Origin of the sequence: Parasphingorhabdus sp. (genome assembly GCF_039977335.1) — a bacterium.
Classification (GTDB): Bacteria; Pseudomonadota; Alphaproteobacteria; order Sphingomonadales; family Sphingomonadaceae; genus Parasphingorhabdus.
In genome coordinates this window covers 128,697-151,662 of the sequence record NZ_JBDWDI010000002.1, presented here as the reverse complement: position 1 = coordinate 151,662, position 22,966 = coordinate 128,697, and the positions used below count along the sequence as shown (strand labels likewise).

24 protein-coding genes are annotated in these 22,966 nt (G+C 54.6%); 11 read left to right on the top strand and 13 right to left on the bottom strand.

Going from position 1 to position 22,966, the window contains the following annotated elements:
* Together prmC and ABJM21_RS05600 are read left to right on the top strand one after the other, a co-directional pair.
* Window positions 1-840, top strand: a complete 840-nt coding sequence (gene prmC / locus ABJM21_RS05605) for a peptide chain release factor N(5)-glutamine methyltransferase (RefSeq protein ID WP_348300364.1) — start codon at window positions 1-3, stop codon at window positions 838-840.
* Window positions 841-1,076: 236 nt separating this feature from the next.
* A complete protein-coding gene (locus ABJM21_RS05600) occupies window positions 1,077-1,784 on the top strand; it encodes a DUF4167 domain-containing protein (RefSeq protein ID WP_348300210.1) in 708 nt (235 codons plus the stop codon).
* A 1-nt stretch (window position 1,785) separates the two neighbouring features.
* Here the strand turns inward: ABJM21_RS05600 and ABJM21_RS05595 are convergent, their stop codons facing one another.
* Window positions 1,786-2,535 (bottom strand): folate-binding protein, encoded by a 750-nt coding sequence (locus tag ABJM21_RS05595; RefSeq protein ID WP_348300211.1) that lies wholly within the window; start codon window positions 2,533-2,535, stop codon window positions 1,786-1,788.
* Window positions 2,536-2,579: 44 nt separating this feature from the next.
* Here ABJM21_RS05595 and pyrC point away from each other — a divergent pair, with 44 nt between their 5' ends.
* Window positions 2,580-3,626 carry a dihydroorotase gene (pyrC, locus tag ABJM21_RS05590; protein WP_348300212.1) on the top strand — a complete coding sequence of 349 codons (1,047 nt, stop codon included), beginning with the start codon at window positions 2,580-2,582 and terminating at the stop codon, window positions 3,624-3,626.
* A 6-nt stretch (window positions 3,627-3,632) separates the two neighbouring features.
* Here pyrC and rarD read toward each other — a convergent pair whose 3' ends face one another.
* Window positions 3,633-4,550, bottom strand: a complete 918-nt coding sequence (gene rarD / locus ABJM21_RS05585) for an EamA family transporter RarD (protein WP_348300213.1) — start codon at window positions 4,548-4,550, stop codon at window positions 3,633-3,635.
* A 229-nt stretch (window positions 4,551-4,779) separates the two neighbouring features.
* On the bottom strand, window positions 4,780-5,001 hold the full coding sequence (locus ABJM21_RS05580) for a hypothetical protein (RefSeq protein WP_348300214.1): 222 nt from the start codon (window positions 4,999-5,001) through the stop codon (window positions 4,780-4,782).
* Between the two features lie 89 nt (window positions 5,002-5,090).
* Between ABJM21_RS05580 and ABJM21_RS05575 the strand changes: the two genes are divergently transcribed.
* From ABJM21_RS05575 to ABJM21_RS05565, 3 genes are all read left to right on the top strand, one after another.
* Window positions 5,091-5,642: a GNAT family N-acetyltransferase gene (locus ABJM21_RS05575; protein WP_348300215.1), complete on the top strand. Its 552-nt coding sequence runs from the start codon at window positions 5,091-5,093 to the stop codon at window positions 5,640-5,642.
* 25 nt (window positions 5,643-5,667) lie between these two features.
* Window positions 5,668-6,105 carry a DUF1330 domain-containing protein gene (locus ABJM21_RS05570; RefSeq protein ID WP_348300216.1) on the top strand — a complete coding sequence of 146 codons (438 nt, stop codon included), beginning with the start codon at window positions 5,668-5,670 and terminating at the stop codon, window positions 6,103-6,105.
* Between the two features lie 114 nt (window positions 6,106-6,219).
* On the top strand, window positions 6,220-6,969 hold the full coding sequence (locus ABJM21_RS05565; protein ID WP_348300217.1) for a hypothetical protein: 750 nt from the start codon (window positions 6,220-6,222) through the stop codon (window positions 6,967-6,969).
* 94 nt (window positions 6,970-7,063) lie between these two features.
* Here ABJM21_RS05565 and ABJM21_RS05560 read toward each other — a convergent pair whose 3' ends face one another.
* From ABJM21_RS05560 to ABJM21_RS05535, 6 genes are all read right to left on the bottom strand, one after another.
* Complete coding sequence (locus ABJM21_RS05560) at window positions 7,064-7,834, bottom strand: SDR family oxidoreductase (protein ID WP_348300218.1); 771 nt, start codon at window positions 7,832-7,834, stop codon at window positions 7,064-7,066.
* Between the two features lie 22 nt (window positions 7,835-7,856).
* The gene (locus tag ABJM21_RS05555; protein WP_348300219.1) at window positions 7,857-9,104 is read right to left on the bottom strand and encodes a cytochrome P450; all 1,248 of its coding nucleotides are present in this window, start codon (window positions 9,102-9,104) and stop codon (window positions 7,857-7,859) included.
* Between the two features lie 21 nt (window positions 9,105-9,125).
* A complete protein-coding gene (locus ABJM21_RS05550) occupies window positions 9,126-9,467 on the bottom strand; it encodes an antibiotic biosynthesis monooxygenase (protein WP_348300220.1) in 342 nt (113 codons plus the stop codon).
* A 14-nt stretch (window positions 9,468-9,481) separates the two neighbouring features.
* Window positions 9,482-9,892 carry a nuclear transport factor 2 family protein gene (locus tag ABJM21_RS05545; protein WP_348300221.1) on the bottom strand — a complete coding sequence of 137 codons (411 nt, stop codon included), beginning with the start codon at window positions 9,890-9,892 and terminating at the stop codon, window positions 9,482-9,484.
* An 86-nt stretch (window positions 9,893-9,978) separates the two neighbouring features.
* Window positions 9,979-11,262, bottom strand: a complete 1,284-nt coding sequence (murA, locus tag ABJM21_RS05540; protein WP_348300222.1) for a UDP-N-acetylglucosamine 1-carboxyvinyltransferase — start codon at window positions 11,260-11,262, stop codon at window positions 9,979-9,981.
* 80 nt (window positions 11,263-11,342) lie between these two features.
* Window positions 11,343-12,185: a class II aldolase/adducin family protein gene (locus tag ABJM21_RS05535; RefSeq protein WP_348300223.1), complete on the bottom strand. Its 843-nt coding sequence runs from the start codon at window positions 12,183-12,185 to the stop codon at window positions 11,343-11,345.
* A 175-nt stretch (window positions 12,186-12,360) separates the two neighbouring features.
* On the opposite strand from ABJM21_RS05535, the gene ABJM21_RS05530 reads away from it, so the two are divergent.
* Both ABJM21_RS05530 and ABJM21_RS05525 read left to right on the top strand, forming a co-directional pair.
* Window positions 12,361-12,975 (top strand): GNAT family N-acetyltransferase, encoded by a 615-nt coding sequence (locus ABJM21_RS05530; RefSeq protein ID WP_348300224.1) that lies wholly within the window; start codon window positions 12,361-12,363, stop codon window positions 12,973-12,975.
* A gap of 115 nt (window positions 12,976-13,090) precedes the next feature.
* Complete coding sequence (locus ABJM21_RS05525; protein ID WP_348300225.1) at window positions 13,091-14,695, top strand: AbgT family transporter; 1,605 nt, start codon at window positions 13,091-13,093, stop codon at window positions 14,693-14,695.
* Here the strand turns inward: ABJM21_RS05525 and ABJM21_RS05520 are convergent.
* Window positions 14,681-16,795: a prolyl oligopeptidase family serine peptidase gene (locus ABJM21_RS05520; protein WP_348300226.1), complete on the bottom strand. Its 2,115-nt coding sequence runs from the start codon at window positions 16,793-16,795 to the stop codon at window positions 14,681-14,683. The genes ABJM21_RS05525 and ABJM21_RS05520 overlap by 15 nt on opposite strands.
* A gap of 149 nt (window positions 16,796-16,944) precedes the next feature.
* Between ABJM21_RS05520 and ABJM21_RS05515 the strand changes: the two genes are divergently transcribed.
* Window positions 16,945-17,424, top strand: a complete 480-nt coding sequence (locus ABJM21_RS05515; RefSeq protein WP_348300227.1) for an Lrp/AsnC family transcriptional regulator — start codon at window positions 16,945-16,947, stop codon at window positions 17,422-17,424.
* A gap of 35 nt (window positions 17,425-17,459) precedes the next feature.
* Here the strand turns inward: ABJM21_RS05515 and trpS are convergent, their stop codons facing one another.
* Genes trpS through secB form a run of 3 tightly spaced genes read right to left on the bottom strand, consistent with a single transcriptional unit; the run spans window position 17,460 to window position 20,615 of the window.
* A complete protein-coding gene (trpS, locus tag ABJM21_RS05510; RefSeq protein WP_348300228.1) occupies window positions 17,460-18,455 on the bottom strand; it encodes a tryptophan--tRNA ligase in 996 nt (331 codons plus the stop codon).
* A gap of 3 nt (window positions 18,456-18,458) precedes the next feature.
* Window positions 18,459-20,048: a murein biosynthesis integral membrane protein MurJ gene (gene murJ / locus ABJM21_RS05505; protein WP_348300229.1), complete on the bottom strand. Its 1,590-nt coding sequence runs from the start codon at window positions 20,046-20,048 to the stop codon at window positions 18,459-18,461.
* 54 nt (window positions 20,049-20,102) lie between these two features.
* A complete protein-coding gene (gene secB, locus ABJM21_RS05500; protein ID WP_348300230.1) occupies window positions 20,103-20,615 on the bottom strand; it encodes a protein-export chaperone SecB in 513 nt (170 codons plus the stop codon).
* A 325-nt stretch (window positions 20,616-20,940) separates the two neighbouring features.
* Here secB and ABJM21_RS05495 point away from each other — a divergent pair, with 325 nt between their 5' ends.
* Together ABJM21_RS05495 and ABJM21_RS05490 are read left to right on the top strand one after the other, a co-directional pair.
* Entirely contained in the window at window positions 20,941-21,630 is a 690-nt protein-coding gene (locus tag ABJM21_RS05495; RefSeq protein WP_348300231.1) for a Tim44/TimA family putative adaptor protein, read from the top strand.
* 28 nt (window positions 21,631-21,658) lie between these two features.
* On the top strand, window positions 21,659-22,963 hold the full coding sequence (locus ABJM21_RS05490; protein ID WP_348300232.1) for a murein transglycosylase A: 1,305 nt from the start codon (window positions 21,659-21,661) through the stop codon (window positions 22,961-22,963).
* The last annotated feature ends 3 nt before the right edge of the window (window positions 22,964-22,966 follow it).

Sequence of the window (22,966 nt, the reverse complement as noted above, 5' to 3'; positions counted from 1 at the left end):
ATGGCCGCGGCATTGCGGCAAGCGGCGCAGGCACTGGAAACTGTGAGCGAAACACCGCGTCTGGATGCGGAACTGCTGATGGCGCATCTTTTGGGCATCAGCCGTCAGGATTTGCTTCTCGACCTGCCAAAACTGGATGTGCCGGACGGTTTTTCCGCTTTGCTGGAGCGTCGCAAAGCGCATGAACCGGTTGCGCATATTGTCGGTGAACGGGAATTCTGGAGCCTGCCGTTTCAGGTGTCCGCCGATGTCCTGATTCCCCGTCCCGACAGCGAGATTTTGATCGAAACAGCCGTGGAAATCGGTGCGGATCATGCGCCCAAGCAGATCTTGGACCTCGGCACCGGGAGCGGTGCGCTATTGCTCGCCGCTTTAGCAGAATTTCCAAAGGCACGGGGTGTTGGCATTGACGCCAGTGCCGGAGCATTAGCGATCGCCCATAATAATGCGGACAATTTGGGGCTCAGCGACCGCGCGGGGTTTTTGCTGTTGGACTGGACGGCGGCAGGATGGACGAACGCTTTGGATGGACCATTTGACCTGATTCTTGCCAATCCACCCTATGTCTCCACCGAAGCGACATTGGCGCGCGAAGTGGCGGATTATGAACCGCATCAAGCGCTGTTTGCCGGCGCGCGAGGCATGGATGATTATGAGATCATCATCCCGGCGCTGGACAGGCTTTTGTCCGACAATGGCACAGCGCTGCTGGAGATCGGCTTTGATCAAGCCGCAATGGTTGCTGAACTGGCGGGAAAAAATCGCTATGCTGTTGAATGCAAACAGGATTTGAGCGGTAATGACCGGTTGCTGGTTCTGCGCCGGGCAGGTTCTTCATAAAATTTGCTTGGTTTTGGTTTATGAAAGCGCTAAGGATGTTTCAGGCCCAGATGATTTCTGGCAATTTCCCCAAAATCGCTGGCCTACCCCCAAATAGATAATATTGCTGATGTCCGGTGATTTTTGTCTTCCTTGGGTTGCTGTGGATGATTTTGTCTGCAGCGCAAGCACTGTCCTTGGGGCGGTTAAGTAACAGGAAAGACCGAGTATATTAACGGTATAAGGACACCCAGATTTTGATGAATAATCGCCAGGCCGGCGGCCGTCGCCGTGGCCGGAACAATAATAATAATCGTAACCAGGGCAACCGCGGTGGCGGCGGTGTTGACCGGGATAACCGGATCGATAACCGCGCGCGCGGTAATGCAGCGCAGATGCTGGATAAATATAAGAAAATGGCACAGGATGCCCAGGTCAATGGTGACCGCGTCAATGCCGAATATTATCATCAGTTTGCCGACCATTATTTCCGCGTCAATGCGGATACCCAGGCACGCCGTGAAGAGCAGCGACTGGCCCGCGAAGAACAGCGCGGCCACAATAATGATCGCAATGATAATGTGAGCGATGGTAGCGAGCAGGAAGATGGCGAGCGTCAAGAACGCGGCCGTGGACGCCAGCAACGCGATCGTCGCCCCAGAGCGGATGATCAGCGTGAGAAAGTCGCAGCAGCAGAGGATGGCGACAGCGCAGATGCAGCATCCGAGAACGTAAAGGTCGAGAAAAAACCTGTCCGTGCCCGCCGCCCACGCAAACCGGCAGCGGAAACCGCAGAAGCCAATGGCGAATCAAACGGGCTGGATGCCAGTGCCTTGCCGCCGTCTATTGGAGTGAGTAGCGATGGTGATCAGGTCGAAGTGGAAAAGAAACCAGTTCGCAAGCGCCGCACAGTGAAAGCGAAAACCGCTGAGGTTGAAGCGCCGCAAGAAGGCGACGCGGCCTAATCTAATCCGGCTGCTTGGTGAGAGCAGCCTTTAGCCAATCGGGAAGATCAAGGTCGACGATATCGTCGACCCGGCGATGTTCAACCGACAGCGCGAGATCGGGATAGGCGATCCGCTGACGCTTTTCGTCGGCTTGATCGGTCGGAACCACAACCAAGCGGCGATTGACCTTTTGCCGGTAATTCATCCGCGCCGTATTTTCCTGCCCGACATAGCAGCCCTTGGTGAAACTGACGCCGTTTAGCTCGGTAGCATTGCATTCCAGCCATAAAGTCTTGTCGCTGCCCAATTCGGCCTGACCCTCTGTGACGGCGAACGAGAGGCGATGTGCTTGATAGGCTGCATCAGCACTTTCGTCTTTTTGTCTGTTGTCCAGCCAGCGATAACCTAGTCCAGAAAGTCGGGGATCGGTGGGCTTATGATCCGCATCAATAGCCCAGTGCACGGTGAGACTCTCTTCTATCTCAATGCCAATTTTCCGGCGCAGACGATAGAGCTTGAAGCGCTTCGCTAGGGCGTCGACATGATTCTTTTCGCAATCGATCAAGATATCATCGCCATCCGCCCACAGGAAAAAGTCGAACAACACCTTCCCTTGCGCTGTCAGCAAGGCCGACCATTGCGGCGCTCCCGGCTGAACAGCCTGCATATCTTGCGTCACGAGCCCCTGCAGAAATTCCCGGCAGTCTTCGCTTGGGTCTGTTGCGGAAATGCGGATCACCGCGCGATCATTAAGTCTGGTTTCGGTCATGCAGATTAGGTAGGGACGCTCAGCGCCAAAAGAAAGCCCGAACCATGAATCAATCGCCTGACCAGATCACCATCAGACAGCCGGATGACTGGCATGTCCATCTGCGCGATGGCGATATGCTGCGGTCAGTGGCCAGCTATACGGCACGGCAATTTGCGCGGGCCATCGTCATGCCCAATCTCTCCCCGCCCGTGACAGACACGGCGAGCGCAGAGGCTTATCGGGATCGCATTTTGGCCGCTGCATCCGACCATCCCGGCTTCACGCCGCTTATGACCTGCTATCTGACGGACAGTTCCGATGCGCAGGATATGGCGCAGGGTTTCGAAAAGGGCGTGTTCACTGCCGCCAAACTTTATCCCGCCAATGCGACCACCAATAGCGCCCATGGGGTGACGGATGTCGCCAATATCATGCCGGTGCTGGAGCGGATGCAGGATATCGGCATGCCGCTATTGATCCACGGCGAAGTCACGGATGCGGACGTCGATGTGTTCGACCGGGAAGCCGTGTTTATCGAACGCACCCTGTCCAAAATTGTCGATCAATTGCCGGAATTGAAAGTCGTGTTTGAACATATCACCACGGCCGATGCGGTGGATTTTGTGAACGGATCGGGGCCCAATGTCGGCGCGACGATCACGCCGCAACATCTCCATATCAATCGCAATGCAATGTTTCAGGGCGGCATCCGTCCGCATGCCTATTGCCTGCCCGTCGCCAAGCGCGAACAGCACCGGCTGGCCCTGCGCAAGGCGGCGACATCGGGCTCTGCCAAATATTTTCTTGGTACCGACAGCGCGCCGCATGAAATCCACGCCAAGGAATCCGCCTGCGGTTGCGCGGGTATTTTCAACGCGCCTTATGCGCTGGAAAGCTATGCGACAGTGTTTGAGGAAGAGGGCGCGCTCGATATGCTCGAAGGCTTTGCATCGGTCCATGGCCCCAATTTCTATGGTCTGCCGCTGAATGAAGGCACGGTGACCTTGCAGCGCTCGGCCATTACGGTGCCGGACAGTATCGAGGCAGGCGGGGCGACGATCGTGCCCTTTCACGCTGGACAAGAATTGCGTTGGCAAATTGCCGGCTAAAGGGATTTAAGTCGCCGCCGCTTTCTTGCGGGCATTGCCGAAAATTGCGTCGGCGGAGAATATCGCAAGGCTGATCCAGATCAATATGAAGCAGATGATATGGGACGTCGTTAGCGACTCGCGATAAACTAAAGTTCCGATCAGAAATTGCAGCGTTGGGGCGATATATTGGGTCAATCCGATCGTGCCGAGCTTCATTTTCTTGACCGCTGCGGCAAAGAGCATCAGCGGTGTTGCCGTGACCATTGCACCGCCGAGTAGCAGCATATCGATGGTCAGCTTGTCGCCCAAATGGGTGGTCGTTGTTGGCGCGGTGTTGCCAAAGGTAATCCACCCGATAAACAACAGGAACGGCAGAAACAGATAGCTGGTCTCCATGGTCAGGCCGACAATCGGACCGACATCAGCGATTTTGCGAACCAGGCCATAAAGCCCCCATGACCCCGCCAGCGCGAGACTGATCCACAGGGTCTGCCATGCTTCCATCGCCAGAATCGATACGCCAATGGCAGCGATGCCGACGGCGATCCACTGGTTGCGGCTCAGCGTTTCCTTGAGAAAGATTTTGGCGAGGAAAACGCTGATCAAGGGGCTGATAAAATAGCCAAGGCTGGCGGCGAGAATATGGTCTTCCTGAATGGCCCAGACATAGACGAGCCAGTTGATGGTAATGAGCAGCGCGGTGCCCATCAATGGCCCCCGTATTTTCGGTTGTGCCCAAGCGGTACGCAAACCGGATAGATTTTTGCGGAAATAGAGGATGATCAAAAGTAATGGCACCGACCAGATGATACGGTGGGCGACCACTTCGAGCGGGGCAACACTCTCTAACAGCTTGAAATAAATCGGCATTACACCCCAGATGCTGCACGCAAGAAATGCCTGCAAAAGCCCCAGTCGGCTAGTGGATGCTTGGCCTGTCATAATATTGCGCCTAGGCCCGGGCTGATGGAGTGGCAATATAAATTAGTTTGGGGCGCTGATAATTATGCTGTCCTACAAGATAGCCTTTAGTTTATCATTCGGTCGATGGATCAGAAGGAATCTTTTTGGATTGCTCCGGGCAGGGGCTCGGCTTATCGCCCAAAGCAATCGGTTCGACAGAATTTCACCCCCATTTTGCGTATAATGTGTCGAATTTCGCAGATGGAGGTCAGATAATCCCGCCACCTATCCACAAGCGAAAGGCACAGATGCACATGACGATCAGGCAGAAATACATGCCGCTGCTGCGTGATGAAATCAGGCCGAATAGAGCGCCGACGCCAGCAATGGGCAGGATAAGCCAGTTGGTCCAGCCGAGCAGAGGAACCAGTCCGACAAAAGCAAGAATAAGGGCGATACCGCCGATGAGGATAGAAATTACATTAGCCATAACTGTATTATAGGTATAGTGCACCGGTTTTGCAAGGGCTTGTCTCTCGATAAGCCTATGATAACAGGGGTGCTTAAGGGAGGAAAGCCATGGATATCAAGGATATCAAAATTGAAACGGAGCGCTTGATCTTGCGTCCGCCAAATGGTGATGATTTTGCGGCTTGGGCTGCGTTTCAATCAGATGCAGAAACGATGACCTTCATCGGCGGAGTCAAAAGCCAGGCGGAAAGCTGGCGCGATCTCTGCGCTATGGTCGGTGCTTGGCATGTGCGCGGCTATGCGATGTTCTCGCTAATCCTGAAAGACAGCAACCAGTGGATCGGCCGGATTGGTCCCTGGTATCCTGACAGCTGGCCCGGCACGGAAGTGGGCTGGGGCGTGGCTCCTGAATATGCAGGCAAGGGCTATGCACTGGAAGCAGCTGTGGCGAGCATGAACTATGCTGTCGATACGCTGGGATGGAGCGATATTTGCCATACGATCGATCCGGAAAACCTTGCGTCGATCAAATTGGCCGAGCGGGTGGGGTCGACCAATCGTGGACCGACCAGGCTGCCAGAGCCGTATCAGGATGCACGGGTTGACGATTGGGGCCAATCGCGCGAACAGTGGCTCGAGAATAGAAAGCAATTTCAATAAGCTGCGACTAGAGGAGAGCATGGCGATGGCCGAAGACCGATATCTGGATCCCACACGGGAGCATTTTGATGCGTTCAAGGCGCTGCCGCGCGATGTGCCGATCAACATGCTCAACCTGTTGCGATTCCATGAAACAGCCCAATATCCGGCGGATCATCCCAGTGCAGCCCACGGCTGGAGCGGGGTGCGGGCCTATGAGGAATATGGCAAAACCAGCGGACCGATTTTCAAGCGGGTTGGTGGCACGATTATCTGGCGCGGCAAGATGGAAGCGATGGTGATTGGGCCGGATGACAAGCAATGGGACAGTTCGTTCATCGCGCGCTACCCGAATAGCGGTGCATTTTTGGAAATGGTTACCGATCCGGAATATCAGAAAGCGGTGGTCAACCGGCAGGCGGCCGTTTTGACGTCGCGATTGATCCGATTCGGCGAAATGGATGGGCCGGATGGGTTCGGCTGAGAATCCCGAAATGGGACAAGTGGTTAACAAGAGATTGGCGGTTTAACTACGTTTCCTAACAGAAAATTAACGCTTTTTGGTGCAATTGTTCGTGCATATTCAGGAGCATATTGCATGACACATCTATCCCGTTCCCTCTTGCTGGCAGCGACGGCATTTACCTTGCCGCTGACTTTGGCGGCTTGCGGTAGCAACGAAGGCAATGAAGCCGAGCTGGCCGAACTGGACGATAATCTGACCGCTGATCCGGCGATGAAAGATGCGCTCGAAGACCAGATTTTGGTTGATCCCAACCTGACTGATCAGGCCAATGCCAACGCGATCCGTGGGGCTAATGGCGCAATTGATGGCAAGGTGCCACCAGAAGGTGGCAAGGCCTATGCAACCGCTCAATTGGAAGGCAAGATGCTCAGCGCACCCAAGCCGCGCAACATGACATCGGATGATGAATGCACCAGCTGCGATGGATCAGAGGGCATAACCCTTGGCGCAAAGGCGCAGGCACAGCGCGGCAAAGGCACATGTGATCAGAAACTCAGCTATGACATGGGCTGGGCCAATAGGATGCCACCGGAATTTCCGGTCTATCCGAAAGCCAATGTCAAGGAAGCGGCAGGCGTTGAAGGCGGTCTATGCGATATTCGTGTGGTCAGCTTCTCCACCGCCAGTCCGATCAAAAATGTCGTGGATTATTATTACACGCAAGCCAAACGCGGCGGCTATAGCGCAGAATATCTGTTGCGTGGCAGTGAGCACGTATTGGGCGGAACCCGCGGCAATGACGATGGCGCTTATGTCATCACGCTCAACAAGCGCGCCGGTGGCGGATCGGTTGTTGATATCGTCGCGAGCAACGGACGCTAAGAATAACAGCAATTACCGATGCCAGACTTCGCATTTCACTGATCTGGCAGAAGGAAGGGGCAGCTTCGGCAGCCCCTTTTTCATTGGGACAGGCCTACTCGCGATAGCTGCCGCCGCCATCGACGGTAATATCATTGGCCGTGGTGAAACTGCTCGCATCGCTTGCAAGCCATAACATCGCATCGGCGACTTCGGTGGCCAGGCCAACCCGGTTGATCGGATGGTTGCGATTAAACACTTCCACCGCTTCATCATGTGGTCCGGGATAAGCGGCGAGATACCGTTGGTACATCGGTGTATCGATCGCTCCAGGATGTACTGTATTGACCCGTACCGGATATTTTTCCGCTGCACAGTGCAGCGCGAGCGATTTGCTAAGCGACGTGACCGCTGCTTTACTGGCGCAATAAGCCGCAAATTGCGCACCGGGGCGCATGGCGAGCATCGAACCGATATTGACTATGCTTCCGTCTTCGCCGCTCTCGATGATCGCCGGTAAGCCCACGCGGCAGCCGTTGAACGTACCATGCAGATTGATATCAATCGTCCGGTTCCAGCTATCGAGATCGACTTCGTCAACAGATCCCGGTTCGGAGATGCCCGCTACATTGAACAAAGTCGTGATTTTGCCAAATTTCGCTTTGGTTGCAGCAACCGCCGCTTCCCATTGATCCAGATTACGGACATCCAGTTCAACCGCTGCGGCGCGGTCGCCCAAAGCGGCCGCGTGGGCCTGCGCTTTTTCCAGCTGGATATCGCCGAGCATCACCGATCCGCCTTCTTCGACAAAGCGCTGCCCCGCAGTTCCGCCAATGCCCTCGGCACCGCCGGAAATCAGTGCCACTTTTCCGTCCATTGTCCCCATAATCTCGGCCCTTTATATGTTATCAGCGTTTGTCAAAAGTGAGCGGCAAGTTGGTCAATCCGCGCAGCATCATATTGGGCGGATAGGTCAGCTCCGCGCCCTCCTGTATCCGGATATTGTCAATCCGTTTGGCAAATTCCTGGAAGGACACCGTCATCTCCTTGCGCGACAGCATATTGCCTACACACATGTGAATGCCCTTGCCGAACGCGAGATGGGTCCGCGCATTTTTGCGATCGACCTGAAAGCTGTTGGGGTTTTCAAACTGTTTCGGATCGCGATTGGCCGCATGATAGCGCATCATCACCATCGCGCCTTTGGGGAGCATAACCCCGCCGAGTTCCGCATCGCGGTGCATCACGCGCCAGATACCAGAAGAGCCGCTAGACATGCGCAATACTTCTTCGACAGCATTGGGGATGAGCGATGGGTCATCCTGAATCTTCTTATACTGATCGGGGTTGGTCGCAAATAAACGCAGCCCTTCACCCAAAGCAGCGGTTGTGGTTTCATTGCCCGCAACCATCAGCTGCTGGACGATGGAAAGCGATTCTGCATCATCCAGGGGGCGTTCGCCGTCCACTTGAGCGTTCACCAAATCCGAAAGAATATCATTCTTCGCCTCTTTGCGGCGATCATCCATATTGGCCTTTAGCGCGTGTTGATATTCCACCACTTCACGTTCGGTTTCCAGTTGCCGTTCGCGGGTCATCATGCCGGATAAACGATCAACAAAGGCGTTGGTCCAGCGCTTAATCGTGCTGGCATCGGCATGGTCCAGCCCCAATTGACCGGCAATCGTCTTGACCGGCATCGGAATGGCATATTCCTCCATGAACTCGCATTCGCCCTTGTCGATAAAACCATCGATCAGTTCGGTGGACATTTCCCTTATGCTATCTTCCAGCTTGTTCACCTTGGGCATCGAGAAAGCGAGATTGACGAGTTTGCGGAAGCGGGTGTGCACCGGCTGGTCCGCCGTCAGCAAAGTATTGACTTGCGGCCATCCTTCCGCCTGAATCGCCTGGATTTCTTCATCATTTGCCAGTTCTTCATCGGATTTTCCGCCCGAAAGCAGGGCTGTAAAGTTATTTGAAAAATCATCCAGTCGGCCGACTGCTTCGGATATCAGGTCATAGTCCAGCACGATATATGCACCGCTGGCTTCATCCAGAAAGACCGGGCTTTTGGCGCGTTTTTCTTCATAAAAGTCGAATGGATCGACTAATATATCGGGCTGGAACAGGGATTTTGAGACCGCTTCGTTCATGTTTTCATTCCTATTGGGGGCTTAATCAAAGGCGGGGGTTGGCACACCTTCAGCGTTGTAAACCGGGCCCTCTGCATCCACGCGATATTTTGCGCTGACCGCATTGGTAAGGCCGAAACTGCCGATATGGCCTAGCATGCTGGCATAATGGACATCCTTGAAATGTTGCGCGAGAGCTTCTTCGTCGGTCCATTCCTCAAACACTTCGATACGGGCCGGATTATGCATATCGGCGCACCAACTATAGCATAGGCAACCTTCCTGACTCAGCGCGCCGTCAATATATGGCTGCGCCTTTTTCAGACATTCTTCGCGTGTCGCCGGATCGACATCAATATGTGCTGCGATCAGTATTTTAGCCATGTTTTAAATTCCCCCTAAAGCTTTTGTCCGCCCAATTGAGCGACGACATTGAATATGCGTTTTTTGTAAAGCCACTGGCCATCAATCTTGACGAACTCATCATCATAGCGGCCACCGGCAATGCGCGGCTCGCCCTTTTCAACCAGGATTTCATGAGTTTGGTAGCGGCCAGTGGCGGTGTCACCAGTGACCTCCAGACTGCCCGGTATGCCTAGGAAGCTGACTGCATCAAATTGGCTCATCGCGCCATTCCACAGGTTGACGATATTCTCACGCCCGACGACTTCGGTGCCCATGAGCGACCAGACGGCATCTTCTGTCCAGAGTGCGCCCCAATCATCGGGGTTCGTGCGCAATACGGCATCGCAATAGGCATCGTGTAATTCCCGGATTGCCAGCCGGTCTTCTATTGGTCCTGAAAACATGGACTCATCCTCTCCTCTTTATGGGAGAGATTACACGGTAAAAGCGCCCGACATGCAAGCTGCCATAAGTGCTAGGTAATGGCGGCCTAGTCGCCGCTAATGCGTTCTATGTCCGCGCCGACCGCTGCCAGCTTTTCCTCCAGCCGTTCATAGCCGCGATCGAGATGGTAGATGCGTTGCAATTGGGTTTCGCCCTCGGCGGCAAGCGCGGCGATCACAAGACTCATCGATGCCCGCAGGTCGGTGGCCATGACCGGAGCGCCAGTCATTTTAGCGACCCCACGTACGACGGCGGTACGGCCTTTGGTTTCGATATCCGCACCCATTCGGTTCAGTTCAGGCACGTGCATGTAGCGGTTTTCGAAGATGGTTTCAGTTAGCACGCTGGCGCCATCGGCCATGCATAGCATCGCCATCAACTGCGCCTGCATATCGGTTGCCAAGCCCGGATAAGGCGCGGTTTCCAAGGTCAGCGGGTTTAGCTTTCCATTGGCTGCGACCCTGATGCCCTTGCTGTAAGGCTCGATGTGTAGGCCCGCTTCCGTAAGCGCGGCCAGAGTCGCTTCCATTTCTTCGGCTTTGGCGCCGACCAGATCGACTTCTCCGCCGGCAATGCCAACCGCGCAGGCATAGCTGCCCGCCTCGATCCGGTCGGCCATGACGCGGTAGGTGCAGCCATGTAGGCGCGGCACGCCGTGGATCGTCAGGTCGGATGATCCAATGCCTTCAATCTCTGCACCCATTGCGACCAACATATTACACAAGTCGATAATTTCCGGTTCGCGGGCTGCGTTTTTGAGCCGGCTTTCGCCATTGGCCAGCACTGCGGCCATCAACGCATTTTCTGTCGCACCCACGGACACAACAGGGAAGGTAAATTCACCGCCGGGCAAGCCGCCTTCGGGTTGGCGAGCAGTCACATAACCGCTGGTGGTTTCGATCACGGCGCCCAGGGCTTCAATCGCTTTCAAATGCAGGTCAATCGGGCGGTTTCCGATCGCACAACCACCAGGCAGCGACACGCGGCATTCACCGGCGCGCGCTAGTAAAGGTCCCAGCACAAGGATGGAAGCGCGCATCTTGCGAACAATGTCATAAGGCGCTTCGGTCGAGGTAATCTTCCCGGCTTTAAGCGTCATCACCCGCCCAAAATCTTCGGGCCGCGCGCCTTCAATGGTGGTCGACACGCCCAGCTGGTTGAGCAAATGGCCGAAACTATCAACATCTGCCAGTCGCGGCAGGTTGCGCAACGTGACCGGTTCTTCCGTCAGCAACGCACAGGGCAACAGCGTCAAAGCACTGTTTTTTGCGCCAGAAATCGGAATGGTGCCAGACAGCTTCTTGCCGCCGCGAATTGAGATAATATCCATCGCGACGGTTTAGCGAAAATGAGCAGCCGCGCAAGTGAGAGCGACGATCATGGTGGTAAAGTTACAAAAGCGCCTGATGCCTAGTGGTCGAACCCAGGATTGGTCCGGCTCAATTTTCGCATCAGGCCTGGCCAAACCAGATTGTCGCCCAGACCGGGCATGAAGGCTGGCGCGGTTTGCTGATGCACACGCTGACCCATATCTTCCGGTTCCTCGTGCAGATGCTCTGCACCACCGACGGCTTGTGCTAGAATTTGCGTCTTGCAGGCATTTTCAAGGAAATACATGCGCAGGAAGGCTAGCGCACAATTTTTGCCAATGGTGAGCGTGCCGTGATTGCGCAGGATCAGCAGATTTTTCTCGCCGACATCGGCAATTAATCGGTCGCGTTCCTCAAGGTCCAACGCGATACCTTCATAGTCATGATAGGCGAGATCCTCATGCACCTGCATGGAAAATTGCGTGTAGCGGCGCAGGCCCTCTTTCTGGACCGACACGGCGATACCGTAAGGCGTGTGGACATGGATCACGCAGCCTGCATCTTCACGGGCGCTGTGCACCGCACTGTGGATGGTGAAGCCAGCTGGATTGATGAAATAGGGCGTATCTTGCTTGATATTGCCTTCCAGGTCGATCTTGACCAGCGCGCTGGCGGTCATCTCGTCAAACATCACGCCATAGGGATTGATCAGAAAGCGTTCTTCGCCATCTTCATCGGGCAAGCGCGCAGAAATATGGGTGAAGACTAGATCCGTCCAAGCATGCATGGCACAGAGCCGGTAGGTCGCCGCGAGATCGCAGCGCAATTTCCATTCTGCGTCGGAGACCTTGCCTTCGAGCCGGTCAATGGTGGTCGGATCGGGAATGTTAAATCCGGCATCAACATTCATTGCGCTACCGGTATCCTGTAATGCGGTGGCCATGGTTTTTCTCCTCAAAGAATCGTTTCGATCTGTTAAAATGACAATGGCATAGTCGTGGGAGCATATGACAGCTTTTTTTGTTTCTGCGTTAGCGCAGCCAAACAGCAAAGTTGTTAATCGGGTTCAAAATTTGATAAGCATCACGGTATTCTCCTTCCCCCGGAAAAGGTCATCCATGTCCCAGAAAAACGATACTGCCCCCGAACTTCCCTGTTCGATCGTGACAGAGCTGCGTTCCGGGATGAAGGTTTGTCTGCGTCCGATTCATCCATCTGATCAGAACAGAATCGAGCGTGGGATCATGGAGCTATCCGACCGCTCGCGCTATTTGCGCTTCTTTTCCAGCTTTAAAATAGCGCCCCCATCGGTGGTAGAGAAGCTGTCGGCCGTAGACGGCGTTGATCATATTGCCTGGGGTGTGGTGAATCTGGATGCGGATGACCATCCGCCCATTGCCGCGGCCCATGTGATCAGAGATAGTGATGATCCGGCGATGGGTGAGTTCGCCATTGCGGTTCTCGATGACTATCAAAGCAAGGGCGTTTCACGGGCGCTCATTGCTGCCTTGTTCAGCAACTGCCTGGAGCAGGGTCTGTGCAAGCTGAATATAGCGGTCTTGCGTGAAAACAGAAAGGCCGCACGTCTGATTGCCGCACTGGGCGCAGAGATGACGCAGAGCGAGGGTGTAGTCGCCCATTATCGTCTTGATTTGGAGAAGACGCTGGATGCGCTGCGAGGAATGGAAAAGCCGACGGGGCTTCGCACCATATTTGCCGCTTTTGAAGGGTAAGCCATACTTGGTTCATCAATAGATAGTATCTATCAATCACCATTATTTTTAACGATTGATAGGTGAGCATGGCTATGAATAGGTTGATATTTCAACAAGCTGGGGATCGGGCTCTATGACAAATGGTGGCACTCAGAGCCTGAATACAGGTTTTTTTGGTTGGATCGAACGTACCGGCAATAAGCTTCCTGATCCGGTTTTTCTGTTCTTCTACCTGATTCTTTTCGTTGTCGCCTTGTCGGTCGTCGCGGACCTTCTGGGCTGGGCGGCGGTGCATCCGATCGAGATGGATCCTGAAACGGGTGAGCGTAGAGTGATTGCCGCGACCAGTCTGTTTTCAGCGGAGAATATCCGGCGGCTATGGGTTGAGATGCCCAAGACTTTTACTCATTTTCACCCGCTCGGCTATGTGCTGGTGGTAATGCTGGGTGCCGGTGTGGCGGAACGATCTGGCCTGTTCGGAACTGCTATGCGGGCCGGTGTACGCAATGCACCGACTTTCCTGTTGACGCCGATTGTGGCGCTGGTGGCGATGCTTGGCAATCTGGCGGCAGATGCTGCTTATGTGGTGCTGATCCCGTTGGCAGGTATCATCTTTGCCGCTGGTGGGCGGCATCCGGTTGCTGGAATCGCGGCGGCTTTTGCCGGGGTTTCGGGCGGGTTTTCGGCCAATCTGTTTCCGGGACAGCTTGATGCGTTACTGTTCGGAATTACTCAGGCGGCGGCGGAGACAGTGTTTACCGGCTGGGAGGCAAATATTGCCGGCAACTGGTATTTTATCTTTGTCATGACTTTCGTTTTCCTGCCGGTAATCTGGTATGTGACTGACAAAATTATCGAACCGCGTCTGGGCACCTATAGTGGTTCTATCAATCCAAGTGCGAATGTGTCGGACAGTCTAGAGTCGGTGGATGATACACAAGATCGCCCACTTAACGCCGGTGAGAAGCGCGGCTTGCGCTTTGCTGGTCTCGCGACATTGGGCGTCATAGCGCTCTGGTTGCTGATGACTTTTGGCCCCGGCACGGCGCTGATTGACGAAACGGCTTCGGCAGAAGCGCAATTCACGCCCTTTTACCAGTCGCTAGTTGCTGGATTTTTCCTGCTCTTCTTGCTCGCTGGCTGGGCCTATGGCAAAGGCGTGGGCAATATCAAAACCCACCGTGATCTTGTCAAGATGATGAGCGATAGCATGGCGGACATGGCCTATTTCCTCGTCCTAGCCTTCATGGTGGCCCATTTTGTGGCGATGTTCGGTTGGTCCAATCTAGGCTTGATCACAGCCGTCCATGGCGCAGAATTTTTGCAGAGCCTCGACATGCCGGCGCCGATATTATTGGCACTGGTCGTCATATTCGTGGCGATGATGAACCTGTTTGTGGGTTCGGCCAGCGCCAAATGGGCGCTGCTGGCGCCGATATTGGTGCCGATGCTCATGCTGATTGGGGTGAGCGCAGAAACCACCACGGCCGCCTATCGTGTGGGTGATAGCGCAACCAATATCATCACGCCCTTGATGGTCTATTTCCCGCTCATCCTGATCTTCTGCCAGCGCTGGAACAAGGATTTTGGCATCGGCAACCTGACCGCGATGATGTTGCCTTATGCTCTATGGCTGCTTGGCGCGGGATTGGCGCTCATCATGGTGTGGGTCGCGTTTGAAATACCGTTGGGGCCATCCTCGCCGGTGTTCGCACCACCGCCTTTAGCGGTCAGCTAAGTCAAGGTCTGGATTTTTTCGATCACCAAAGAGATGCACGTCAAACCAGCGGATATTATGTTCCATTGCTGCCATCCACTCTTTCGGCCGTGAAATGACGTGACCGGTATTTTCGTAGATCACCAGCTCGGTTTCGACGCCAACGTCCTTAAGTCCGCGGAAAAATTCCATCCCATTGGCAAAGGGCACACGGTTATCATCGCGGCCATGTTGGATCAGGGTCGGTGTGACCGCATTTTTGATCGAACCCATGGCTCCTGTTGCCTTGTAAATTTTCGGATCATCCGATGGTGTTGCTTTCAGATAGGCAAGCGGGCTGGTGGGCTGATCACTTAGCCCATAATAGGTAGCGTAGCTGGTTATCCCTGCACCCACGGAAAACGCCTTGAAGCGCGTCGTTCGCACGGCGAGGCCCGCAGTCACTGATCCGCCGGCGCTCCAGCCCATGGCGCCAAGTTTTTCGGGATCAGCAATCCCGATTTTAATCAGGTGATCGATCCCGGATTCGATATCAATCGTATAGCCGATGCCCAAGGAGCGAACGTTGGCTGCCATCAGTTCGTCGGTATAGCTTCCCGACCCCCGGTAATTGGGTTCAAAAATTGCGGCCCCTTTGCGCAGCCAATATTCGGTCGGATAGACTTCATCTGGCATGCGCCGTGGGCGTGCGGCGACAGATGGACCGCCATGGGAGATAACCAGCACCGGCATAGGTCCATCCAGCCGGTTTTCCGGCGCTGGCAGGGTCAGGACGCCTTCCAAATCCAGTCCGTCCGGCGTGGTCCACTGAACCAGGCGTACTTCAGTTTTCGGCCAGTCAGCAATCGCCTGGCTGAACTGAGTAAGACGCTTCTCATCTGCATATCCGGTCGCCGTGACTTTACGAGTGTAAATCTCCTTCGCACGCTCACCATCCACCGCGCCAAAAGCAACAGTTTTGCCGTCAGCGGCAAAGGAATATCCCTCTACCCGGCCGCGACCAGCGGTCAAATTGGTGACAACACGCGTATCCAAATCCATGCGGTACAGATGGCTTTCAACCCGATAGTGCGACATGAAAAATATCGAGTTACCTTGCCAGCCAATAACATTTGCATCATTATATTTATCGGTCGTATCACTGATCTGTTCGATCTTTCCGCCCTCAATCGGCGTCAGGCCCATCCAATATTGTCGGGTATAGTAATAGGGCGGTTCGCCCATATGAAAAGCCACGGTCTTGCCATCGGGTGAGACTTTGGGGTCGAGATCCATACCGGGACGGCGGACAACGGGGCGCTGCTCGGCGGTCGCGATATTGACCGCGGAAATATCCTGCGTCCCCAGATCATAGGGCGATCCGCTTTTGGCATGATCGAACAGGATTTCCTTGCTATCGGGCGTGAACGTAAAGCTTCCACCAAAGAAGCTGCCAATTGTGAATGCCGTGCCGCCCGTCAACCGTCGTAACGGTGCCTCTGTGTCGGCATGTTCAGCGCGCTCGGCAATCGGTGCTTTGGCACGTGCGGCCTTTGTCAGGTCGAGCAACCATAGATGGTCGCGGCCGGAATAATCATCGGCAAATGCGAAACTGCCATAGGCTTTTTCGACCTGTGCTTTGGATTTTGCCGGCCGCTCGCTCAGTTTCAACGCAATGAAACGGCCATTGGGAGACCAGATATAGGAATTGATTCCTCCTGCCAGAGCCGTGATCTGGCGGACATTGCTCCCATCCCGGTCCATGATGAAAATCTGGGTGCCGATATCGGTATTGGCTTGATAGGAAATTCGCTTTCCATCGGGGGACCAGGCGATGTCACCGGACGATCCATTGGGATTGTTGGTCAGCTGGATTGTTTTCCCGTTTTCTGTGAGATGGATTTCCCGATCATGGCGATTTTTCTCCCAGTCCGCCGTGCGGATGGTGAAGGCAACGGCCCCGCCGTCTGGCGATATGATCGGCGTTCCAGGGGTTTCTATGGATACAATACATTCCAGCACGCCATCGCTGCAGCGGTTCTCGGTCGTGGACGGTGAAACGGTTTTGTCAGCGGCATAGGCTGGCAAGGTCGATGTGCAGAACATGACGACGGTGCTGAACAGGGAAAGGAAACGAGTCATTTTGAAGGCCTTCTGAAGGATGGGGGATGATCCAAAAGAGATTGAGGAACGTCGAAGATGAGGTGACAGTGATCTAGCAACGATTTTCCGCTTATTCCCGCTTTTTATCGTTACAGGTTTAGCGTAAATAAGCATTTGGAGTGACAAATATGGCGAATAACGCAATTACGAAAATTTCTGATCTGGATGATTTTGATCGGCGGATTCTAAAAATCGTCCAACGCAACAATCAATGCACCCATGCTTATATTGGCGAAGCGGTGGGACTGTCAGCTTCGGCGGTGAGGCGGCGGTTGAAACTTCTCCGCGATACCGGTTTGATCGAAAAAGACGTGGCGGTGTTGCGCGCTGGTGATATGGGCGTGCGCCTGATCGTCCTGATATCCTTCCAGAATGAGAGTATCGAGGCTTTTGACGCTTTGGACGAACAGATCCGCACCACACCTGAGATTCTGCAGGGCTATCATATTTCAGGACCGGTCGACTATTGCCTTGTGGTGCAGGGTCCTAGCCTGGAATGGTATGAGGATTGGGGCAAACAGGCCTTTATGAGCAATCCCGCGATAAGGCGCTACGACAGCCATGTCGTCTGGTCCTGCAAGAAATTCGAGACCGCGATACCGCTATAAGATGGGCCGCTGGCCCTAAAAAGGCCCAAACTTCTTTAATCTCTGAGCAACCCTAGAGCGGAATAAGCTTTATCTACTGTCGGCTGTGCCAAAGCCTGCGCCCGTTCGGCACCGTCACGCAGGATGGCGTCGATCGCACTTTCATCCTTACGCAACTCTTCATACCGGTCGCGGATCGGGGAAAGTTTGGACACAGCAAGATCGGCGAGGACAGGCTTAAAGTCACCAAAGCCCTTCCCGGCATGTTGGTCGAGCACCGCTTGCGGTGTGCTGTCTTCCAGCGCGGCATAAATGCCGACTAGATTTGCTGCCTCCGCACGGCCCTCCAATTCCTCCAGTTTGCCGGGCAAAGGATCGGCATCGGTGCGGGCTTTTTTGACCTTCTTGGCGATGGTGTCATCATCATCGGTCATGTTGATCCGGCTCAAATCCGATGGATCGGATTTCGACATTTTCGCCGCGCCATCGCGCAAAGACATGATCCGCGCAGCTGTCGCGCCGATATAGGGTTCGGGCAGGGTGAAAACCTCTTGTCCGGTATCGTTGTTAAACTTGGTTGCAATATCGCGCGCCAGTTCCAGATGCTGTTTCTGATCCTCACCCACGGGCACATGCGTGGCCTGATAGATGAGTACATCGGCGGCCTGCAAAACGGGATAGCCATAGAGGCCCAAGGATGAGCGCTGTTTATGTTTGCCGGATTTCTCCTTGAACTGCGTCATCCGGTCGAGCCAGCCCATGGGCGTGTTGCAGATCAGCATCCAGGCGAGCTCGGCATGCTGCGGCACCCGGGCTTGATTGAACAGGATCGACTTTTGCGTATCGACGCCGGCCGCAACAAGAGCAGCCACCATGTTCCGGCAGTTGGCGGACAGTTCAGCGGGATCATTGGGGACTGTGATCGCGTGCAGATCAGCAAGGAAGAACAGGCATTCGGATTCCTCCTGCAGCTTCACCCAGTTTTTGATCGCGCCCAGATAATTGCCGAGATGGAGATTACCTGTGGGCTGAATGCCCGAAACCGTACGCATGATCTATTGCCCTTCTTGTGCTGCCTCTTCGGCCGCTTTCTTCTTGGTTAGCATGGTAATTTTGTCGCGATCCACTGCTCCAGTCACCCATGCCAGCACCGCATAGACAAGACCACCTGCGCTGACCAGTGCTGTAATGGACCCAATGCGCTCCCAGATATTACCGTCATATAGGCCTTCGCCAAGCGGCACGGCGTAGATCAGCATCACGGCCATGCCTGCTGCTGAAACAGTGATCCGCAGAATACGCAGCAATAGAGATAATTCGATCCGGTAATGGCCGCGCCTGTGCAGCATGGTGTAGAGCATCGCGCAATTGGCCCAAGCCGCTAGCGCGCCTGCTAGCGCCAGCCCGTAAATCCCGTAGATCGGGATCAGGATGATGTTGAGCGTGATGTTGATTGTGAGCGATATACCAGCAGTATAAACGGGCGTTCTTGTATCCTTGCGCGCGAAAAATCCGGGTATCAGGACTTTGACCAAAACATAAGCAGGCAAGCCGATGACCAAGGCGGCCACCACGCTGGCGGTGGTCGCGCCATCACTGGCCTCGAAATTGCCGCCGACATAAAAGGATGTGACCAGCGGCCCAGCCGCAAAGAAAAGAGCTATGGCGGCTGGTATGGTCAGGAGCATCGCCAATTCGATCGCGTTACTCTGGATACGCTGTGCGCCGCCCTGATCGTCTTTGGCAATGAAGCGGGAAAGGGCAGGCAGTATCGCAGTACCCAGCGCAATGCCAATAATACCAAGCGGCAATTGGTTGAGCCGGTCTCCCATAGCGAGATAGACAAAGCTGCCTTCTGGCAGGCGCCCGAGGAAGAACAGATCGATGAAACGGCTGATCTGATAAATGCCGGCCCCGAATATGGCAGGAAGGATCAGGACGCCCAGTTCTTTGACATCAGGCGTGAATTTCGGTTTTCGGATCGCGAAGGAAAAACCCGCTTTGCGAGCCCAATAGTAGAGCCACAGCATTTGTAGCAGGCCCGATATCGACACCGCGAAAGCAAGAAAATAAGCCGTCTGGCGCGGATCGGATCCGCCGTCTAACAATAGCGCTATCAGCAATGCTGAGATCTTGCAGATATTGAGCATGATCGGCGCAGCAGCTGCGGCGGCAAAGCGGCTAACGCTGTTGAGGATCGCTGCGAAAAGCGTAGTGAGGCTGATAAGGCCAAGATAGGGAAAAGTTATCCGGGCCAAACTAATCGAAAAATCGCTCGTCCGGCCGCCTTCGCCAAAATCATCGATGAACCAGATGATCGCGGGCATGGCCAGCATCATGACGGCCGAGAAAATCAGTAGGATCGGGACGAACACCGACAATACATCAATTGCAAAATTCTGCGCAGCGGAGCGCTGCTCGTCCTCTTCCATCTTGCGATTGAACAGCGGCACAAAGGCCGCCGAAAAGGCGCCCTCGGCAAAAAGCCGCCGGAAGATGTTGGGGAGTTGGAAGGCCAGCTGCCAAGCGTCAGCTGCGGCACCGGCACCGAGCACCCGCGCGAGCATGATGTCACGTACAAATCCGAATATGCGGCTGACCATAGTCAGGCCCGCAATGGTTCCAGTGGATTTTAGCAGGTTCACAGACGCGCCCTATGGCAGGTCTGCAGCTTAGTCATGCCCCCGAAGGCGTTATGCTTAGGCGTTACCAACCGGTTGTTCTCCGGATTCCATTGCGGCCTGCTGTTCACGCTGCTGCATGTAGAGCGCGGTGAAATCAATCGGCTCCAACATCAGCGGCTGGAAACCCGCATCGCGGACAGCATCTGAAATAATTGCGCGAGCAAACGGGAAGAGTAGGCGCGGTGCTTCGGCAAACAGGAACGGATGAGCCTGTTCATCTGTGACATTGCGCAGGCCGAAAAGACCACAATAAAGCAATTCCACTTGAAACGCGACGCCCTGATCGGCCTTGGCGACAACGTCGATTTTCAGCTCTACTTCATTCACTTCGTCAGACACCGGCTTGGAGCCAATGTTAAACTGTACGTCAATCTGGGGCTGGGTTTCCCACTGGTACACATCAGGTGCATTGGGGTTTTCGACCGACAGATCCTTCACATATTGTGAGATAACGCCAATTTGCGGCTGGTTATCTGCGCCATTGGCTGCTGGATCCGCTGTTGTGATATTGTCATTTTCATCAGCCATGTGGCTCATCCTTTCGGGAAATTACATATGATAGGCCAGGGAGCATCATTACGCCCCGTTTGCAGCGCGCCTAGCAGGGGATCGGGGACAGAGCAATGCCTCTCACGCCGGGTTCGCTGGCTTGTCTCTACCGATAACTGGCTGACATAAGTAAAATTTCGTAAGTGCAGGTTCACAAAGTTACGGCTAAACTATGCGATATTCGATTAGCCAACCTGTGAATGGCGGGTTAAAGACGCGTCGAGAAGCGCCAAAGACATGAAAGCCATTTGAAACTGGCGCACTTCCCGCCTATGTAAGGGGGGAATAAGATATTGGAGATATCGTGACTATCGAGATTGTTCTTTTAGCGATGGTAGCTGCCTTTCTGGGCCTGCGCCTCTATTCCGTTTTGGGAAAACGCACCGGCCATGAGCAGGAGCATACCCCTCGAAACGTAGAGAATAGCTTGGATAAGCGTCCGCAAGATCGGACTGTGCGTGATGATAATCGGGATGGTCCTATTCCTGATATCGTTCCTGCATCCTCCGCTCCGCCGCCGGAGCCAACGATGATTTATGACACCGCAGCCGAATCGGGCATGCGCGCGATTATCAATGCTGACCGTAATTTTGATGCCGGACGTTTTGTCGAAGGCGCAAAAGCAGCCTATGGCATGATTTTGGAAGCATTTTGGACCGGCGACCGCGAACAGCTCAAAGAGCTTTGCGACGATGATGTCTATGAAAGCTTTGTCTCAGCGATTGATGCGCGCGAGAAAAATGGCGAAGTTTTGGAAAATCGCCTCGTGCGGTTCGAAGAGGCACGGATTGTTGATGCCGACTATGATCGCCGGATGGCCCGGATCACCGTACGCTTTGATGCCGATATTGCGGCTGTTGTGAAAGACAAGGATGGCAAGTTGATTGGCGGTTCGCTGACCGATGCAGTGGATACGCATGATGTCTGGACCTTCATGCGCGACCTTTCCAGCGCTGATCCAAATTGGATACTCGACGAGACTGATGAAGCGTAAGTCCTGCGTGGGCCAAAGCATCAAGATCATGAAATTCGGGGGGATTTTAGGCGCAGCGGCGCTATTGAGCGCATGTTCGCTATCGATCATTCCTGAAGGAGCAGCGCGCGGTGCGCCTGCCGAAGATGGGGAATGGGTTGCGGGCCCACCACCAGTGGCTCAGCCAACGCGTGATCCGGTCCGGCAAGCACCGGTTAAACAGACGGCCGGAACTTTCGAGGCCATCGCCTCTGATCGGGTCACGCCTATTTCTGGCGACGACACTAGAGCAACTGGAGCCGGTATTGCGCGGGGTCCAGACATTGCATCACTCAATCTGCAATCGGATAGAGCAAGCGCAGCACTGCGGTCTTTTCGTACCAGCTGCAGCTCGCTGGTTCGCCGCACTGACAATAGCGGCCTGACCCAGGGCGAAGACTGGCGGCAATCCTGCGATGCCGCTAAAAACTGGCAAGACAATGACGCCCGCCGTTTCTTCGAAAGCTATTTCGAAGCGGTACAGGTTGGCGATGGCAAGGCCTTTGCCACCGGTTATTTTGAACCACAGATTCAAGGGTCACGCGTGCGCAGCAATGGTAGTCAGGTGCCGATTTACAAGCGCCCCTCCAACCTGCTTGATGTCGATCTAGGTCAGTTTTCTGAGGAGCTTAAGGACAAGCGTATCAGAGGCAAGGTGAATGGCACCAAGCTAATCCCGTTTGAGGAGCGCGCCCAAATTGACGATGGCGCGCTGCAGGGCAAGGGCCTCGAAATCGCTTGGGCATCCGATTATATCGAATTTTTCTTCCTGCAGATTCAGGGCTCTGGCCGCGTCGCCATGCCGGATGGGTCCGTTATGCGGATCGGTTATGACGGGCAAAATGGCCGCGACTATACCGGCATCGGCCGGGTGATGCGCGAACGCGGACTACTCGCCGATGGCAAGACCAATATGCAAGGTATTGTCGAATGGTTGCGCGCCAACCCCGAAGAGGGGCGCAAGATCATGCGGGAGAATAAGAGCTATATTTTCTTTCGCGAACTGACCGGTCCCGGCCCTCTGGGCGCGATGGGTCATCCGGTTGTTGGCCGCACCTCGGTGGCAACAGATCGTAAATTTGTGCCGCTGGGCGCACCGGTTTTCCTCGATATGGAACATAATATCGCCGATGGCCTGTGGGTTGCGCAGGATACGGGCGGCGCGATCAAGGGATCGAACCGGTTTGACACCTTCTGGGGCGCGGGTGAAGAAGCCGCGCAAATTGCCGGCGGCATGTCTTCACGCGGACAGGCGTTGATCTTTCTACCCAAAGGCAGCGTTGCCAAGCTGCTTCAAAGCCAGCAAGGCAATTAAGCC

Bases quoted from the DNA above. Each gene is read 5' to 3' on its own strand.
- ABJM21_RS05595 (WP_348300211.1), bottom strand. From the start codon at position 2,535: ATGACCGAAACCAGACTTAATGATCGCGCGGTGATCCGCATTTCCGCA.
- ABJM21_RS05550 (WP_348300220.1), bottom strand. From the start codon at position 9,467: ATGGCTAAAATACTGATCGCAGCACATATTGATGTCGATCCGGCGACA.
- trpS (WP_348300228.1), bottom strand. From the start codon at position 18,455: ATGCGTACGGTTTCGGGCATTCAGCCCACAGGTAATCTCCATCTCGGC.
- rarD (WP_348300213.1), bottom strand. From the start codon at position 4,550: ATGACAGGCCAAGCATCCACTAGCCGACTGGGGCTTTTGCAGGCATTT.
- ABJM21_RS05560 (WP_348300218.1), bottom strand. From the start codon at position 7,834: ATGGGGACAATGGACGGAAAAGTGGCACTGATTTCCGGCGGTGCCGAG.
- pyrC (WP_348300212.1), top strand. From the start codon at position 2,580: ATGAATCAATCGCCTGACCAGATCACCATCAGACAGCCGGATGACTGG.
- ABJM21_RS05545 (WP_348300221.1), bottom strand. From the start codon at position 9,892: ATGTTTTCAGGACCAATAGAAGACCGGCTGGCAATCCGGGAATTACAC.
- ABJM21_RS05580 (WP_348300214.1), bottom strand. From the start codon at position 5,001: ATGGCTAATGTAATTTCTATCCTCATCGGCGGTATCGCCCTTATTCTT.
- ABJM21_RS05490 (WP_348300232.1), top strand. From the start codon at position 21,659: ATGAAATTCGGGGGGATTTTAGGCGCAGCGGCGCTATTGAGCGCATGT.
- ABJM21_RS05525 (WP_348300225.1), top strand. From the start codon at position 13,091: ATGACAAATGGTGGCACTCAGAGCCTGAATACAGGTTTTTTTGGTTGG.
- ABJM21_RS05515 (WP_348300227.1), top strand. From the start codon at position 16,945: ATGGCGAATAACGCAATTACGAAAATTTCTGATCTGGATGATTTTGAT.
- prmC (WP_348300364.1), top strand. From the start codon at position 1: ATGGCCGCGGCATTGCGGCAAGCGGCGCAGGCACTGGAAACTGTGAGC.
- ABJM21_RS05535 (WP_348300223.1), bottom strand. From the start codon at position 12,185: ATGGCCACCGCATTACAGGATACCGGTAGCGCAATGAATGTTGATGCC.
- murA (WP_348300222.1), bottom strand. From the start codon at position 11,262: ATGGATATTATCTCAATTCGCGGCGGCAAGAAGCTGTCTGGCACCATT.
- ABJM21_RS05520 (WP_348300226.1), bottom strand. From the start codon at position 16,795: ATGACTCGTTTCCTTTCCCTGTTCAGCACCGTCGTCATGTTCTGCACA.
- ABJM21_RS05565 (WP_348300217.1), top strand. From the start codon at position 6,220: ATGACACATCTATCCCGTTCCCTCTTGCTGGCAGCGACGGCATTTACC.
- ABJM21_RS05570 (WP_348300216.1), top strand. From the start codon at position 5,668: ATGGCCGAAGACCGATATCTGGATCCCACACGGGAGCATTTTGATGCG.
- secB (WP_348300230.1), bottom strand. From the start codon at position 20,615: ATGGCTGATGAAAATGACAATATCACAACAGCGGATCCAGCAGCCAAT.
- ABJM21_RS05530 (WP_348300224.1), top strand. From the start codon at position 12,361: ATGTCCCAGAAAAACGATACTGCCCCCGAACTTCCCTGTTCGATCGTG.
- ABJM21_RS05575 (WP_348300215.1), top strand. From the start codon at position 5,091: ATGGATATCAAGGATATCAAAATTGAAACGGAGCGCTTGATCTTGCGT.
- ABJM21_RS05555 (WP_348300219.1), bottom strand. From the start codon at position 9,104: ATGAACGAAGCGGTCTCAAAATCCCTGTTCCAGCCCGATATATTAGTC.